Source organism: Gracilibacillus salitolerans (assembly GCF_009650095.1).
Taxonomy (GTDB): Bacteria; Bacillota; Bacilli; order Bacillales; family Amphibacillaceae; genus Gracilibacillus; species Gracilibacillus salitolerans.
In genome coordinates this window covers 1,442,959-1,460,305 of record NZ_CP045915.1, presented here as the reverse complement: position 1 = coordinate 1,460,305, position 17,347 = coordinate 1,442,959, and the positions used below count along the sequence as shown (strand labels likewise).

Annotated in this window: 16 protein-coding genes; 5 read left to right on the top strand and 11 right to left on the bottom strand. The window is 37.7% G+C overall.

Going from position 1 to position 17,347, the window contains the following annotated elements:
* Positions 1-58 precede the first annotated feature (58 nt).
* Both GI584_RS06885 and pepF read left to right on the top strand, forming a co-directional pair.
* Complete coding sequence (locus GI584_RS06885) at positions 59-508, top strand: GNAT family N-acetyltransferase (protein WP_153790747.1); 450 nt, start codon at positions 59-61, stop codon at positions 506-508.
* Between the two features lie 517 nt (positions 509-1,025).
* Entirely contained in the window at positions 1,026-2,828 is a 1,803-nt protein-coding gene (pepF, locus tag GI584_RS06880; protein ID WP_153790746.1) for an oligoendopeptidase F, read from the top strand.
* Between the two features lie 18 nt (positions 2,829-2,846).
* Here pepF and GI584_RS06875 read toward each other — a convergent pair whose 3' ends face one another.
* The 4 genes from GI584_RS06875 to GI584_RS06860 form a co-directional block, all read right to left on the bottom strand.
* Positions 2,847-3,569 (bottom strand): aspartate/glutamate racemase family protein, encoded by a 723-nt coding sequence (locus tag GI584_RS06875; RefSeq protein ID WP_153790745.1) that lies wholly within the window; start codon positions 3,567-3,569, stop codon positions 2,847-2,849.
* A gap of 220 nt (positions 3,570-3,789) precedes the next feature.
* The gene (locus GI584_RS06870) at positions 3,790-4,440 is read right to left on the bottom strand and encodes a LysE family translocator (RefSeq protein WP_157801897.1); all 651 of its coding nucleotides are present in this window, start codon (positions 4,438-4,440) and stop codon (positions 3,790-3,792) included.
* Positions 4,441-4,472: 32 nt separating this feature from the next.
* Entirely contained in the window at positions 4,473-5,435 is a 963-nt protein-coding gene (locus GI584_RS06865) for an alpha/beta hydrolase (protein WP_153790744.1), read from the bottom strand.
* Between the two features lie 127 nt (positions 5,436-5,562).
* Entirely contained in the window at positions 5,563-6,018 is a 456-nt protein-coding gene (locus GI584_RS06860) for a GNAT family N-acetyltransferase (RefSeq protein ID WP_100361381.1), read from the bottom strand.
* Between the two features lie 223 nt (positions 6,019-6,241).
* Between GI584_RS06860 and GI584_RS06855 the strand changes: the two genes are divergently transcribed.
* Entirely contained in the window at positions 6,242-7,795 is a 1,554-nt protein-coding gene (locus GI584_RS06855) for a catalase (RefSeq protein ID WP_153790743.1), read from the top strand.
* A 315-nt stretch (positions 7,796-8,110) separates the two neighbouring features.
* Here the strand turns inward: GI584_RS06855 and hisA are convergent, their stop codons facing one another.
* A complete protein-coding gene (gene hisA / locus GI584_RS06850) occupies positions 8,111-8,875 on the bottom strand; it encodes a phosphoribosylformimino-5-aminoimidazole carboxamide ribotide isomerase (RefSeq protein ID WP_153790742.1) in 765 nt (254 codons plus the stop codon).
* Positions 8,876-8,968: 93 nt separating this feature from the next.
* Positions 8,969-9,991, bottom strand: a complete 1,023-nt coding sequence (locus tag GI584_RS06845) for an NADH:flavin oxidoreductase/NADH oxidase (RefSeq protein ID WP_153790741.1) — start codon at positions 9,989-9,991, stop codon at positions 8,969-8,971.
* A 203-nt stretch (positions 9,992-10,194) separates the two neighbouring features.
* Between GI584_RS06845 and GI584_RS06840 the strand changes: the two genes are divergently transcribed.
* Complete coding sequence (locus GI584_RS06840) at positions 10,195-11,031, top strand: manganese catalase (protein WP_153790740.1); 837 nt, start codon at positions 10,195-10,197, stop codon at positions 11,029-11,031.
* A gap of 23 nt (positions 11,032-11,054) precedes the next feature.
* On the opposite strand, the gene GI584_RS06835 is transcribed toward GI584_RS06840, so the two are convergent.
* Entirely contained in the window at positions 11,055-11,723 is a 669-nt protein-coding gene (locus GI584_RS06835; protein ID WP_153790739.1) for a phosphatase PAP2 family protein, read from the bottom strand.
* A gap of 225 nt (positions 11,724-11,948) precedes the next feature.
* Here GI584_RS06835 and GI584_RS06830 point away from each other — a divergent pair, with 225 nt between their 5' ends.
* The gene (locus GI584_RS06830) at positions 11,949-12,728 is read left to right on the top strand and encodes a SurA N-terminal domain-containing protein (protein ID WP_153790738.1); all 780 of its coding nucleotides are present in this window, start codon (positions 11,949-11,951) and stop codon (positions 12,726-12,728) included.
* Positions 12,729-13,142: 414 nt separating this feature from the next.
* Here GI584_RS06830 and GI584_RS06825 read toward each other — a convergent pair whose 3' ends face one another.
* The 4 genes from GI584_RS06825 to GI584_RS06810 form a co-directional block, all read right to left on the bottom strand.
* Positions 13,143-13,970 (bottom strand): SDR family oxidoreductase, encoded by an 828-nt coding sequence (locus GI584_RS06825; RefSeq protein WP_153790737.1) that lies wholly within the window; start codon positions 13,968-13,970, stop codon positions 13,143-13,145.
* 151 nt (positions 13,971-14,121) lie between these two features.
* The gene (locus GI584_RS06820) at positions 14,122-15,036 is read right to left on the bottom strand and encodes a glycine betaine ABC transporter substrate-binding protein (protein WP_194842146.1); all 915 of its coding nucleotides are present in this window, start codon (positions 15,034-15,036) and stop codon (positions 14,122-14,124) included.
* A 71-nt stretch (positions 15,037-15,107) separates the two neighbouring features.
* A complete protein-coding gene (locus GI584_RS06815; protein ID WP_100361390.1) occupies positions 15,108-15,944 on the bottom strand; it encodes an ABC transporter permease in 837 nt (278 codons plus the stop codon).
* Positions 15,937-17,133: a quaternary amine ABC transporter ATP-binding protein gene (locus GI584_RS06810; RefSeq protein WP_100361391.1), complete on the bottom strand. Its 1,197-nt coding sequence runs from the start codon at positions 17,131-17,133 to the stop codon at positions 15,937-15,939. Before GI584_RS06810 ends, GI584_RS06815 begins: the two co-directional genes overlap by 8 nt.
* Positions 17,134-17,347: the final 214 nt, after the last annotated feature.

The following is a 17,347-nucleotide window of genomic DNA, read 5'->3' as shown; positions in this document are numbered from 1 at the left end:
TTAATAGATGTAGAAAAGATTCTATAATCCTATTATATCATGATTAGGAGGCAATCTAATGGAATGGAACAAAAATGGTTATACAGTGAGTGATGACAAAAATAGAATGGATACAGATATCATATTTGGGATGTTAACCAATAGTTATTGGGCCGCAGATCGACCAAAAGAAGTGATTACACAAAGCATGAAAAACTCGATATGTTTTGGTGTCTTTGATGGCGAGAAGCAAATAGGTTTTGCCAGAGTGATTACGGACAATGTCGTATTTTCTTGGGTTTGTGATGTCATTATTAACTCTGATTATCAAGGTAAGGGATTAGGTAAATGGTTGTTCAACTGCATAATGGAACATCCAGACAATCAGGTCAAAACCTTGGGGTTATATACAAAAGACGCTCATACACTTTATCAAAAATTTGGATTTACTGATGTAGACACGATGCAATGTAAAAAGGAACATCCGAAAAGCTGGGGCGACATTTGTCATTCATATGTACAGCGATGATATTGGAGTGTTATTTGAAAGAAAAGAATCCATATAATAGGTTCTTTTCTTTTGACACTTTCTAAAATAATATTGAAAAATAAATCCTCATCCAGGCGCATCTCTTGTTTAAAAAAACGCTGGATGTAGTTGTAAACTAATTTAAGGTCTATGAAGTCATATTTATTTACACTTCGGGAGCTTATCTAAATTCCTAAGCTTACGTACTGATCCATGGAGCAGTTATTACAATTTAGTAAAATCACTTATTGAATTTTTATTTCATCAACGATTGTGGAACAACATAGGTAGAAAATGAGGTTCATGCTTTTATATTTCGTTATATTGACTTCCTTTTTAAAAGATTTTTCCACTATGAATACTGATATTTACATTTCAAAAGAATTCAGTTTTAATCGTTCTCCTACAATCTCGATTATTTTATTTTTCTCTAAGATATCTGACTATACTGTTATTCTCATGCAAGCTGTCATATAATGTTTTGTATATCGTAATTTTTGCTAGAAAGGGGATTTCTATGTCCACACGTTTACAGCGTTCTGAAGTACCTAATGAAAAAACATGGGATTTAACAGACTTATTCACGTCTCAAGAAGCATGGGAAAAAGAATTAGAGGCGATTCAATCAGATGTTTCAGAGGTAACGCAATACAAAGGGAAATTAGTAAGTAATGCCACTACTTTATTAAAAGGACTTACTGCATTCGAGAATTATCAAAAGCGATTAATTTATGTAAGTACATATGCCCACTTACGCGCAAGTGCTGATGGAAGTGATCCTGCTAATCAGAGGGATGCGGCCAAAGTTGCCTCAGCACTGGCAAGTATCAGTGCACAACTATCTTTTTTTCAATCCGAATTGTTAACACTTTCTGAAGAGGAAATGGAGCAATTTTTACAGGAAGAAGAAGGTCTTGTTACGTATAAAAAATTGCTCACTGACACCCTGGAACAAAAACCATATACCTTAGCTCCTGAAATGGAAGAGACATTAGCTGCTTTAGGCGAGGTTCATGATGCACCTTTCATGATTTATGAACGAAGTAAATCCTCTGATATGACCTTTGATTCTATCGAGAATGACCAAGGTAAAGAGCTACCGATGTCTGCAGCCCTTTATGAAGACCGCTATGAGTTAGAAGCGAATACGCGAATTCGTCGTGATGCTTATCAATCTTTTACTAAAACATTGAACCAATATAAACATACCTATGCGGCAACATATGCTACGGAAGTAACCAAACAAGTTACATTAGCTCGCCTGAGGAACTATGATTCTGTTACAGATATGTTACTCACTCCTCAGCAAGTAACGAAAGAAATGTACCATAATCAACTTGATGTAAGTCAGAAGGAACTCGCACCACATATGCGTCGATATGCCAAGTTATTGAAAGAAAAGCTCGGCTTAGACGAATTACGCTATGCTGATTTAAAAGCACCTCTTGATCCGGAATATAATCCAACAACAACGTATGAAGAAGCAAAAGCGATTATTCTTAAGGCATTACAAGTAATGGGACCAGAGTATAGCGAAATTATGCAAAAAGGTTTGAGTGAGCGCTGGATCGATTTGGCAGATAATATCGGAAAACAAACTGGTGCGTTCTGCTCAAGTCCCTATGGTGTCCATCCATATATTTTGATCACGTGGACAGATAAAATGCGTGGTGCATTTGTTCTGGCACATGAACTCGGGCATGCGGGCCATTTCTATCTAGCTGGAAAACATCAATCCTTGGTTAATACGGATCCATCAACATACTTTGTTGAGGCTCCATCAACAATTAACGAACTATTGCTAGCCAATCATTTATTAAATAAAACCAATGATAAACGAATGAAGCGCTGGGTAATTACGCAACTTATTGGAACCTATTATCATAATTTTGTTACCCATCTCTTAGAAGGAGAATATCAACGCCGCGTCTATGATTTAGCGGAAGCTGGTACACCATTAACAGCTGATGTGCTTACCCAACAAAAATTAGAAGCACTTCAAAACTTCTGGGGTGACACGGTGACCTTTGACGACGGAGCTGGACTAACATGGATGCGTCAACCACATTATTATATGGGATTATATCCGTATACGTATTCTGCTGGATTAACAGTGGCTACAGCTGTGGCACAAAGAATTAAAACAGACGGAAAAACTGCAGCTGACAATTGGCTAGAGGTTCTTAAAGCTGGTGGTTCATTAAAACCACTTAATCTTATTAAAAAAGCTGGAGTCGATATGGCTAAACCAGATGCTATTAAGGAAGCTGTTTCATTTATTGGCTCACTAGTTGATGAATTGGAAGAGAGTTATGAATAGCCAAAAATCCCAAGTTAGCTAGTTAACTTGGGATTTACTATCTTTGTCTTCTTTTGATATCGCCAGATTAACCGCTTCTTTCGCATGAATTACAGCTGTATCAAATAATGGAACTTCTGCATCCTCAGGTTTGATCAATAAGCCAATCTCTGTGCAGCCCAAAATAATGCCTTCCGCTCCATTATTAACTAAACTTTTCATTACTTTTTGGTAATATTCTTTTGAAGAGCTGTTAATGCGCCCTAAACATAACTCTTCAAAGATAATTTGATTAACATGTTCTCTTTCTTCCTCATCCGGTACCATAACTTCAAGTCCGTCATCTTCTAATCTTGATTTTAAAAAATTCTGTTCCATCGTATATTTGGTACCTAGTAAACCCACTCTTTTGATATTTGATTCATTAATTTTCACTGCTGTTGCATCAGCAATATGTAAAATCGGTATATCTATCTTTTCTTCCATATAATCTATTACTTTATGCATTGTATTTGTACAGAGCACAATAAAGTCAGCACCAGCTTTTTCTAACGATGCAGCCACTTCAGCTAAATGCTTACCAGCGCTTTCCCAGTCACCCTCAGATTGATAACGTTCAATTTCGTCAAAGTCAACGCTATACAATAGACATTTTGCTGAATGTAAACCACCTAACTTACGGTTGACCTCTTCATTGATAATACGATAATACTCAACAGAGGATTCCCAACTCATACCGCCTATTAAACCAATTATTCTCATAAAAAAACCACCTCTCCTCTCATCCAGAAATCATACACTTATTTCCTAAAAATAGCCAATGCATTATATAGTTGTTGGCTAAAATAATAAATTTTTTATTGTAGTAAACGGTTCAAACTATCAAGTTGTTTCAATGTTTTAAAATTGGTATACCTAATGCATCTACCACAACCAAGCCCATTATGCCATCAATGAATGGTTGGATTGGTCATAGTTCGTGTCAGCTTTTCAACTTACCATCCAGTGCCAGCCATGCACCAAGCCCTAGCAATGTAATCCCACTTACTGTTTGTTGCCACCATAGCGCTGTTTTATTTTTCGCTAAGAAATTACCAAACAAACTAGAAATAAACACGGTTGAAATATCTACCGATAAACCGATGACACCTAAAATTAAGCCTAAAATAATAAACTGACTAGCTGTACTAGAGATATTAGGATCAATAAATTGCGGAATAAATGTTAAGAAGAACAACGCAACTTTCGGATTAAAAATATCTGTTAACGCACCTTCCATAAAAGCTTTGCGAACACTCACCTTTTTCTTTTCAGTAAAAACTTGCACATTTTTCCGATCTCGTAATGTTTGTATCCCTAAATAGACTAGATAGGCTGCTCCTACATATTTTAAAATGAGAAAAGCCCATGTAGAAGTCATTAAAATAGCTGATAAGCCTAGTACTGCTAATAAAATGTGAACAAGTACTCCCATTTGAATACCAAATGCGGTTGCAATTCCATATTTTCTTCCTTGTGAAATACTTCTGCTAATGACAAATGCCATGTCTGGTCCTGGTGCAACACAGATAACAAAAGCCGCTAAAATAAATGCAGGTAAAAGTGAAAAATCTATAGCTAGAAAATCAAACATTGACGTCCCCTCCCAATAATTAAACAAAATTCTCATGGTATATATTTATCTACAAAGTTCCAAATCGTTGTCCAGTATAATTCCGGATCAACTTGTACAGATTCACCATGTCCTGCATTTGGAATGATTAGTTTTTCTTTATCGACATTCGCTACCTCATACACTTTATCAATCATTTCAAATGGCACAAAACTATCCTTTTCCCCATGAATAAATAGCATTGGTATATTACTTACACGAACCTTGTTCACAGCTGAAGCTTCATATATATCAAATCCTGCTCGCAGTTTGGTAACGGTATTGGCAGCATTAATAATCGGAAACTTCGGTAGTTTAAATAAATCAGCGAGTTGATAAGCAAAAATATCATCGACAGAAGTATAGCCACAATCTTCTACAATGACCTTCACATTAGCTGGCAAGCATTCTCCTGATGTCATCATAACAGTAGCTCCCCCCATCGAAACTCCATATAAAACAATCTCAGCGTCAGGATTGATATCTAATATTTGATCAATCCATGACAGAGTATCTAGGCGATCATACCAACCCATTCCGATATAACTGCCTTCACTTTCACCATGGCCACGAAGGTCGGGAGCAAGCACATTAAATCCTTTCTCATAGAAGCCGCGAATCCACCTCACCATAACAGCAGCTTTTGCTCCATAACCATGGACAACAATCGCCCATTTTTGGTTTTGCTCTTCTTGTTGATAAAGGTTCGCGTGTAACTTTAGCTGCAGTTTATCCCTGGAAATCATCGACATACTTGACGATGGAACACGGTCTTTAAATTCATTATCGATGAGCTTTGCTTCTTCAGCAACATCAGGGAGCACCGCTTCACTCCTTGCTAAATGAGGATTATCTTTGATAAATACTTTTTCTTTTTTTGCATTGAGTGCGAAATTGTAAAAATAGTTCCCTACCCAAAAATAAACGCCTAGCATAATCACAATAATCACTATTATGATAATGGTTACTTTCATCAATGTTCTGCGTCCTCCTACATTTCCTTATATGACTTTATTTAATTCTGGCTCTTTTTCAGTTACATAATGTTTCGGTATTTACAAGGAAATGTAGCATTGGTGATTATTTTTGCTCGATCAATTTAAATTATAATTCCCTCGTCATAAATACGCTGTTCGGGTCCTCTGTATAATTTGAAAACGGCTTACAATATTGAAATCCAAAACTTGCATATAATTGTTTAGCTGGTTCAAAAGCATTCATTGAACCTGTTTCCAAACTTAGCCTCTGATAACCACGCCTTTTAGCTTCTTCTATTAAGTGCTGAAGGATTCGCTTTGCAACACCTTTTCTTAAATGTAAAGTAGAAGTTCGCATTGATTTTATCTCTCCATGTTGATCGTCTAGCTCTTTAAGCGCCCCACAGCCGAGTAATGTATCGTTTTCCCATGCACTCCAGAAAGTAACATCTGGTTGTTTCAAACCTTCAAGATTTAAGGCATGTATACTTTCCGGTGGAGAAACTTCAGACATCTGATCAAGATGTTCCATTATCAATCCACTAACTTTTGGATGGCTTAAATCATCTAATATTATTTCCAAAATAATCACTCCATTCAGCAAACAATAGTCAATAAATAGAATTTTTAATATATTAAAATTATATCAAAAACTACACAAAATCACTTAGGTTATGCATCCTATAGTTTAATAATAAAACCACCTCATATAAAATATATTTCTTTAGAGAAACACTTACTCAGTCGTGCATAGCCTCCTAAAACTGGGGAATACTGGATATGATGAATCTCAAGGAGGTTGGATAATGGAGAACAAACATAATGGTAAAGAAAAGATGACCAATCAGCAAGGTCATGCAGTTACCGACAATCAAAATGTTCGTACTGTAGGAGATCGTGGTCCGACGACATTAGAGAATTATGACTTTTTAGAAAAGATTAGCCACTTTGACAGAGAAAAAATTCCGGAACGAATTGTGCATGCTCGAGGAACTGGGGCACATGGTTATTTTCAGTCATATGGAACCATAAATGGGGAGCCGATTTCCAAGTATACCCGAGCAAAGGTGTTTACTAATACGGAAGTTCAAACTCCTGTTTTTATCCGCTTTTCAACAGTTGTTCATGGTAAGCATTCACCTGAAACATTACGGGATCCACGTGGTTTCGCTATCAAATTTTACACTGAAGACGGGAACTGGGATCTCGTTGGTAACAACTTAAAAATATTCTTTATTCGTGATCCGCTGAAATTCCCTGACATGATTCACGCATTTCGTCCTGACCCAGTAACCAATTATCAAAACCTTGAGCGCATGTTTGACTTTGTCAGTCAATCACCAGAAGCATTGCACATGGTTACATTTGTCTTCTCTCCTTGGGGGATTCCAGCAACCTATCGTCATATGCAAGGATCAGGAGTACACACATACAAGTGGGTCAATGAAGAAGGAAAAGGTGTGCTCGTCAAATATCATTGGGAACCAGTCCAAGGAATTAAAAATCTAACCCAAGAAGAAGCGACGAAAATCCAAGGTAAAAACTTTAATCATGCAACGCAAGATCTTTATGAATCCATTGAAAAAGGCGACTACCCGGAGTGGGAACTATATGTTCAAATCATGGAAGATGGCGAGCATCCAGAATTGGATTATGATCCACTAGATGCGACGAAGCTCTGGTACAAAGAAGATTATCCTTGGCACAAAGTTGGTAAAATGGTATTAAACCGTAATCCTGACAACTTTCATGCCGAGGTTGAACAAGCTGCTTTTGGAACAGGTGTATTAGTTGATGGGTTAGATTTCTCTGACGATAAGCTATTACAGGGCAGAACCTATTCCTATTCTGATACACAGCGTTACCGTGTCGGAGCAAACTACTTACAATTACCAATTAACAGCCCACATCATAAAGTAGCAACAAATCAAACGGGCGGACAAATGGACTTCCGACAGGATTATGGAGACTTTAAAAATCCACATGTCGATTATGAACCTTCCATTACCGGTGGCTTGAAGGAAGACAAAAACCCTGGTGTTGAGCACGAGCCATATGTAGAAGGAAATCTGCAACGAAAGGCTATTTCCCGGGAAAATAATTACGGTCAAGCTGGTGAAACATACCGACGATTAAGTGATTGGGAAAGAGATGATCTCATTAAAAATCTTGTTTCTGCATTGACTGGTTGTCGAAAAGAAATCCAGGATCAAATGATCGAACATTTCTACCAGTGCGACAAGGATTATGGGAAGCGTGTGGAAGATGGCTTGAAAATGTCGATGGAAAGTAATAAAGAAATGATGGAAGACGCTGTTCACGACGCAGAAGCGATGGGACATCCATCAGATCCATACTAATTGATACTTAAAATCCTTGGAGTGGTGCACTATTCCAAGGTTTTTTTTATCTTATCTGAACAAAAAAGTAGAAGTTTTTTCTATTCGGCGGCATACTCCGACTGGTATTGTTACTGGCTTTTTAGAGCACTTCTTTCGGACGCGAGCTTGACTTTTGGCGCTGCTCCCGGCTTTTAGAGCCCTTCTTTCAGACACGAGATTCCCTTTTTTGCACTGCTCCCGGCTTTTAGAGCCCTTCTTTCAGACACGAGATTCCCTTTTTGCACTACTCCCGGCTTTTAGACTCATTTATTCAACAATTCTTTCTTCGATTTCTTATTTATCTCCAAGTTTACAATATTCCACAACCTCTTGATAAGATAAGTCTCCACCAAAAATATCAAGGGCACTGCCTATTGTCACGTGTAGTTTACCTTTTGCTAATTGCTCAAAAAGCTCAAGATCTTCTATAGAACGGACACCTCCAGCATAAGTGGTTGGAATCGATACATTGTCAGCGAGCTTAGCTACTAAGTTTTCCTCGATACCGCCTCGTTTTCCTTCTACATCTGCGGCATGAATTAAAAACTCATCACAATAATTTTCTAAGTCTTTAACCGTTGATGGAGTTATTTCGATATTACTGAATTTCGTCCATTTATCTGTGACGACATACCATTTACCATCTTTTTGTTTACAGCTTAAGTCAATCACAAGATTTTCTTTACCAATTTTTTCGATTAATTTTTCTAAACGGTCCATTTTTAATTCGCCATCATGAAAAATATAAGAAGTGACAATAACGTGAGACGCTCCTGCTTGTAGGAACTCTTCTGCATTATCGGCATTTATTCCCCCACCAACTTGTAATCCGCCTGGATATGTTTGTAAAGCTTGGATTGCTGCTTCTTTATTGCCATCACCCAACATAATCACGTGACCGCCAGTTAACTTATCTTCACGAAACATTTCTGCGTAATAGCTACTGTCATATGTAGAAACATAATTTTCTATTACATTTTTGTTTTCATTATTAAGGGTAGCACCTACGATTTGTTTTACTTTTCCTTGATGCAAGTCGATACAAGGTCTGAATTGCAATATGTTCACGTCCTTTTCAATTTATCCTGTAACCTATTTTAGAACATTCCTACTAAAAAGAAAAGACGCCACTGAGTGACGTCTTTATTATTATCAGGCAAATCCCCGCTCATATTGAACAGGTACTTCCATCTCCTGTCCTAACTCTCGAGCAGCACGAATCGACCAATAAGGATCACGAAGCATTCCTCTACCGACAGCAACAAGGTCTGCATCCTGATTACCGATTATAGAATCCGCTAATTGAGCATCTTCTAAACGACCTACTGCAATTACTGGTACCTCTAGCGCTTCACGCATCGCTCTGGCAAAAGGAACCATATAGCCTGCATGACCACCTGGATTACGTGATGGGGCAATTGCACCTTCACCACCAGCACTGATGTGGAACATGTCTACACCAGCTTCTTTATAGGCTTTTGCCAGTTCGATGCCACCTTGTAATTGATAGCCTTCTTCCACAAATTCAGTTGCGGATATCCGCATAATCAATGGCATATCTACAGGCATTTCACTTTTTGCTGCTTTTACTACTTCTGTACCAAAGCGCGTAAGTTCACTATATTCATCAGCACGCTTATTGGTATAGCTTGAATGGAACTGATGAATTAAGTATCCGTGAGCACCATGTAATTCAATCGCATCAAAACCTGCTTCGACTGCACGGCGAACGGATTGACGGAATTTATCGACCATTTCTTGTACTTCTTCCGTAGTAAGTGCGCGTGGTTCTTTATATTTCTCACTAAATCGTATCGCAGAAGGAGCGACAGGTGTTTCTGCATCTTCCGCTTTTCGTCCAGCATGTGCGATTTGGATAGCGATTTTGGAGCCTTGCTCATGCACAGCATCGACGATTTTTTTGTATGCTGGAATTTGCTCATCTGACCAGAATCCTAAGCAATTATTAGAGATTCGTCCGTCTGGCTCGACGTTTGTCATTTCCACGATAACAAGTCCGGTACCGCCAATTGCTCTACTTACATAATGGGTATAATGCCAGTCATTAGGCGTACCATCTTTTTTTGTCACTGAATATTGACACATTGGTGGCATTACCACACGATTATTGAGTTCTAAATTTTTTATTTGAAAAGGACTGAATAATTGATCCACTTTCAAATTCCCCCTTGCTTACTTTTTGTTACCAGATAAGTATAGCAAGAAATTATAAAAGGGTCACATGATTGAACTTGAAGTGATATCTTCTTAGACGGACCATGAATTGGACACTCCTTTGCTCATAGTTTTTTTGTAACATAGATAAACGCCTGTGCATAGAGTATGGACAGAGACCTACTTTTTAAGGATGTGATTAAATGTTCTATCATGTGAAAGAACTGCAATATCCAGCTAAGCCTGATCGTCCTGATCCGCTTTTTGCGAGACAATTACAAGAAGTGTTGGGTGGCCAATTCGGGGAAATTTCGGTTACCATGCAATACTTATTTCAAGGCTGGAACGTTCGAATGGATGGTAAATATAAGGATTTGTTAATGGATGTCGGTACAGAAGAAATAGCACATGTTGAGATGTTAGCAACGATGATTGCTCGTCTCTTAGATGATGCACCTGTTGGTGACTTGGAAGAAGCGGCAAAAGATCCCGTTCTAGGTGCTATTATCGGCGGGATGAATCCACAGCATGCGATCGTATCCGGATTAGGTGCAATGCCTGGGGACAGTATCGGTAATCGATGGACAGCAGATTATATTATTGCAAGTGGAAACCTGCTGGCAGACTTTCGAGCTAATTTAAATGCGGAATCTCAGGGACGTTTACAAGTATCCAGACTGTATGAAATGACATCTGATCGCGGTGTTAAAGATATGCTTTCCTTCTTAATTGCCCGGGATACGATGCACCAAAATATGTGGTTAGCTGCTATTGAAGAATTAGAAGAAAAAGAAGGTGTAGTGGTTCCTTCCACTTTCCCTCGTAGTCTTGAGAAACAGCAAGTAGCATATGATTTTTATAACTTCTCACAAGGAGACGAAAGTGCAGAAGGAAGATGGGCTCATGGACGTTCCATGGATGGTTGTTCCAACTTCCGTTATGTACAAAATCCACTTGCATATGGTGGTATACCGTCCTTGAAGCCAGCACCACCTTATACATTTAATACCAATTTCCATATTCCACCTTCTTTATGCTAGAAAGCAATAGCGTAATTCAGCAATCAAGAATTACGCTTTTTTCTGTCTCTCCAAAGTAAAAATTCTAAAACAATGATACAAATGATCAGCCAAGCCACTCCTAATGACATCCCTGCCACAATATCTGTAAAAAAGTGAACCCCTAGTACGACACGACTAAATGCAATCGATATTGCTAGTAACACAAAAAACAGAACAGAGAACCATTTCAACCATTTAGTTGATACTGTTTTCCAGAGTAAGTAAACAATAAAACCGTAAAAGGCTATTGATCCTGTCGAGTGACCACTGGGGAAACTAAATCCGGTACCACCATATTGCGCAATTAATTCCGGACGCTCTCGTTCAAAAATAAGCTTCAACACCTGTGTTAACAGACTGATCCCTATCATATTAATGCTAAAAAACAGACTATACCATTTACTTTTTTTCGCAAAAAATAGATAAACTGCAAGTATAACCGATGCAACCATCAAAAAGAGAACAGATCCCGCTTCTGTCACTAACCCCATCATCTGATAAAACCAATCTCCCTCTGCAAAAACGATATACTCCTGAAAAATGCGATCAGCGTAAAACTTTTCGTCCTCTAGCACATCCCCTGCTAATTCGATAAAAAGAGACATCGTTAAAACAATGATGATAAATCCACCTATTAAAGTAAAGATAGCTATCTTTGACATATCTTTCATCCATTTTCACTCCTATTACTAATATTCCCAATAAAGAAAAGGAAAAACCAAACTATGGAAAAAGTATGAAAAAAGCTTTTTTTTGTTGTTTAAATGTAATAAATTCTATTGGATTACTGACATGATAGGAGTAAAGCTAAAAATCCTTAAATGATCTTACTTGCAATTACCGTGTATTATATGTTTGAATGGACAAACAATGAGTTTTATGGAGGTTGTTAGTTGATGAAGAAGATAATAATGCTATTAATGATGATTAGCTTGGCTGTTATCACTGTTGCATGTGGTAATGGCGATGATGCAGCTGAAGAAAACAATACTGAGGAACCAGCAACGGAAGAAACACCTGAGGGTGAAGACGCAGCTGAAGGTGAAAGTGAAGAACAAGGGGATGTAGCTGCACAGCCAGAACAAAATCCAGTCAGTGAAGATGAATTGGTAGAGGAAGATCAGGCTGTAGCAACTATTAATGATGAAGAAATTAGTGGTTCTTCCTATAACCGAATGTACCCACTTGTTAAAAGTACGTTACAACAATCTGGACAAGATGTAGAAGATACAGAAGCAATAAAAGATCAAACATTAAATGAATTAATTACCCAAGAATTGATCAGACAGGATGCTGAAGCAGAGGGTTTAACTGTTGATCAAGAAGAAATTGACAATGAAATAGCTGCTTTAGAAGAGCAATTTGGCGATGAATTCGCTTCTGTTCTTGAGACTAGTGGATTTACAGAAGAAACTTTCAAAGCACAACTCGAAAATGATTTGCTATCTAACAAATATATGGAATCGGTGCTTGGTATTGAAGTAACTGACGAAGAGGTCAAAGAATATTACGAATCAGTAGCAGAAGAAAGTGAAGAGGATCTTCCACCATTAGAAGAAGTACAAGAGGAAATTAAACAAACACTATCTACACAGAAACAACAAGAAAGCCAAGAAGAAATTCAGTCGAAAATTGAAGAACTTAGAGAAAATGCTGACATCGAAGAATTAATTTAAAGAATCATCCCCTTAGCTGGGGATGATTTTTTTGCGATGATAAATATTTTCTCCATAAAAAGGCATTAATAATCAATAATACACCTATAAAAATATACGGACCGATTTCAAAAAGAGTTGTTAGGTAATGAATAAAGCCAAATGCAACTGTTACGGCTAAAAGCGCTAGAACTTGCCCGGTTTGTTTACTTTGAGTAACTTTATAGGATTCAGAGAAAGGCATCACTCCTTTAAAGAATACGCGATAACAGATTCTGCCGTAAATAGCAGCTACTATAATAAGTGCGATTAAAAAGGACCAGATCCTTCCTGTGAAAATAAACAGAAAAATCACACTTAAAATAAGATATACAGGGATAAACAATCGAACAAATAAAGCTTTTAATGCTGCTTAACATATATTTCCTTTATTTGTTATTTAAGTTTATTCCAGATTATTTTCTCAATCCAGGACCAAGGTAAAAAACGTTTTGCCAGAGATAACATACTTGCTCCTTTTCCAATTGGGTAGCGTAGTTTTGGATTTTTTTTGTTACAGATAGAGACAATTAATTCTGCCACTTCTCTAGGATCTGCACTCGATTGTGATGCTTGCTGTGCATGAGATAGGACGGAACTCTTAAATGGATCTTTTTCCATTTCAGAATGATCGATACTAGACAAACTTTTGGCCCAAATATCGGTTTGGTAAGATGCTGGTTCCACTAAGGAAACGAATATGTTTTTCGGAAGTAATTCGATGCGTAAACTTTCACTAAGGCCTTCTAAGGCAAATTTGGATGCAGAATAAGCAGACATTCCCGGAAACCCCGCATATCCACTAATACTGCTCATGTTAATGATATTTGGCTTATTTGTCTGCTCCAATAATGGCATCATCGCTTTGGTAACACGAAAAACACCATGTAGATTTACGTCAAACTGCTTATGAAATGCGTCGAACGATAAATCAGAGATAAATCCGGCTTGACAAAAGCCGGCATTATTAATTAGTACATCGAGTTTTTTATATTTAGTTTGTATGTATTCTTTAACATGTTGAATGTGCAGATCATTGGTTACATCCATTTCAAAAACGTCTAATCGGGATGCTAATTGATCCGTCTCTGCTGCTTCTATTAATTTCTTGCGGGATTGTAATGTTCTCATTGTGGCAATAACCCTGTAACCTTTTTTCAATAGTTCTAGTGTTGTTAAAAGGCCAAATCCACTTCCAGTTCCTGTCACAAGTACCGTTTTCAATTGCTAATCATCCTCTATTCTATTACATTTGATAAGCATATCTTAACATACAGCCTCTTGCTCCTGTCAGCTTTGGTATCGGGTACTTTTCAAAAACGTAAAAAATCCTCCTCGCATATTCCTACGAGGAGGATTCAAATTCACCTATGAATTATTCTACGCCTTCAGTCCACTCAGCTACTTTTTCTTGGTTGTCTTCAACCCAAGTTGCTGCAGCGTCTTCTGGGTCAACTCCGTTTACTACAAGATCAACCATAACAGAGTTACTGTCATCTTGTGTCCACTCGAATTGATCTAATACTTTATACGCATTTGGCATATCTTCTTCTAATCCTTCACGAACCATTGTTTCAATTGTTTCTGCATCACCGAAGACACCTTCTGGATCTTCTAGATATTTAAGGTCATACTCAGAAAATTTCCAGTGTGGTGACCAACCAGTTACAATAATACCTTCCTCTTTGTCGATTGCTTCACCTAGTTGTGTCGTCATTGCACCACTTGAAGAAGTTTGTACACTCCAGTCACTTAAGTTATCATATTCTTCAAGTGCATCTTCTGCTGCTCCTACAACACCAGCACCTGCTTCAATACCAGTGATTGTTTGACCTGCTTCATCAGTAAGGTCTGCAATTGAATCAACATCCATGTAAGATGGTACGACAAGACCAATTTTAGCACCTTCAAGGTTTGGTCCTAACTCTACTACTTGATCACCGAATTCTGCATATTGAGCTTCGTGTGTTGCTGGTAGCCATGCTGCAACCATACCATCTGCTTCACCATTTGCTACTGCTTCCCACATTGCAGCATTTTCGATAGATGTAAGTTTTACATCATAACCTAAATCTTCTAAGACTTTTCCAACAACATGTGTTGAAGCAATTTCAGTGTCCCAGTTTACGTACACTAACTCAATTTCTTTACCTTCACCTACAGCAGCTGCTTCATCTGTAGTTTCTTCATCATTTCCATTGTCACCTTCATCGTCGGCACCACAAGCTGCAAGTACAAATACTAAGACTAATACGGTCATTAAACTAAAAGACTTCCATGTTTTTAACATGTATAAATTTCCCCTTTTCTAAAATTTCATTATATTTAAACTTTCCAGCTAAACTGGAAAAGTTTATCACCTTAACCTTTATTTAAGTTTTGAGAAACTCTGTCAATAATAATTGCTAAAATAACAATACCAAAACCTGCTACAAACCCTGGTCCCTCTTGAGAACGTTGCAGAGCTGTTAGTACTTTATCACCTAGCCCCGGTGCACCAATCATCGATGCTATTACAACCATGGATAACGCAAGCATTACCGTTTGGTTTACACCAGCCATAATCGTTTTTCTGGCCATTGGTAATTCTACTTTAAAAAGCTTTTGTAATCCTGTTGTACCAAATGCGTCAGCAGCTTCCACTAACTCATTGGATACTTGACGAATACCTAAATTAGTAAAACGGACAACAGGTGGCGTTGCGAATACAACAGATGCAAAAATACCTGGTACCATCCCAATTCCGAAAAATACAACGGCAGGAATTAAATAAACGAAAGCAGGCATCGTCTGCATAAAGTCCAATATTGGTGTAATAATCGTTTGTGCCCATTTGCTCTTCGACATCCATATACCGGCAGGAATACCAATAATGATGGATATCAAACTGGCAAAAAGAACTAATGTGAATGTGTACATTAACTCTTCCCATAAACCTTGATTATAGACAAACCATAGACCAATAATAGAAAAAGCAACCAACCCAAATTTCTTGCCAGATACAAAAAAAGCGATGAGAGCAACGATTATTATTATTATCAGTGCTGGAATTTGACTTAACCATTCCGCAGTAGTTTCAACGAATTGACCAAAATCTTGTTTGATTGGATCGAAAATAAATTCAAATGCATCTTTCATCCGATCAACAGCCGTATTAATCCACTGTGCTACTGGAATCTCGGGGATAAAATCAAGCATCTTCTGTCACCCCATTTCCATTTGCTAATGCTGCAATTACTGCACCTCGTACAATAATCCCTTTCATCTTGCCATCTTCGACAACAGCCACAGGTACAGGCGCATCATGAATAATTTCAAAAATTTCATGAATTGGTGCCTCTAATCCTACTGTTGGCATATCTGTACGTAGAATGCTGTGTAAATCCTTTTCTTCATTTTCTCGTGCTTTTTTAACATCATCCGCTGTGACATAGCCTTTTAGTTGTCTGGAGCGATCGACCACATAGATACTTGATAAGCCTTGCTCTCGAATTCTTTCTAACGCTACTCTTGGACCATGTTTTTCAATATCAACGGTTTCTGGTCGCTTCATGATATGACTCGCTGTTAATACTTTGGAACGATCAACATCTTCAACAAATCGTTCTACATAGTCATTGGCTGGATTTACTAAAATTTCTTCTGGAGTACCGATTTGAACAATCGATCCATCCTTCATCAGTGCAATCCGGTCACCTATTCGTAAAGCCTCGTCCAAATCATGCGTAATGAAGATAATGGTTTTCTTCATTTTTTGTTGAAGATCCAACAATTCATCTTGCATATCTTTTCGAATTAATGGATCTAATGCGGAAAAAGCTTCATCCATTAGTAGTACTTCCGGATCGTTTGCCAGTGCACGGGCTAATCCAACACGTTGTTGCATACCGCCTGATAATTGATCTGGATACTGGTGAATAAAACTTCCTAATCCTACTAGTTCCAAAGCTTCCTTAGCTTTTTTCGCTCGTTCCTCTTTTTTCATCCCTTGAATTTCTAGTCCGAACTCTGTGTTCTCTAACACGGTACGAAAAGGGAATAAACCGAACTTTTGGAATACCATGCTCATCTTTTCACGACGTACTTTTCGTAAAGTTTCTTTCCCTACCTTCGCAAGATTTTCTCCAGAAACTTCGACATCACCTTCCGTAGGGTCAATCAAACGATTCAATAAACGTACGAGAGTCGACTTTCCACTACCGGAAAGCCCCATAATCACAAACACTTCGCCTTCTTCGACTTCAAATGTTGCACGGTTCACACCGACTGTACAGCCTGTTTTTTCTAAAATTTCTTCTTTTTTATAACCCTCATCTAACAATGAGAGTGCTTCTTTTGTTTTTTTACCAAAGATTTTCGACAAATCTTTAACTGTAATAACAGACATGAATCTATATCACCTCAATATTTTTCGACTTTTCACGGCATTTTTTTATGCATCACTTTTACTATGCTAAAGGTTTTAGATATAAAATTCAAGCTTTATACACTTATTTTTCCGTTTGTTACGTTTGTAAAGTTTAAACTTTACAAATGTAAATCCTTACTTTTACCATATACTTAGTATTTACGTTGATTTTTTTTTTATGTAGTGTAAAGAT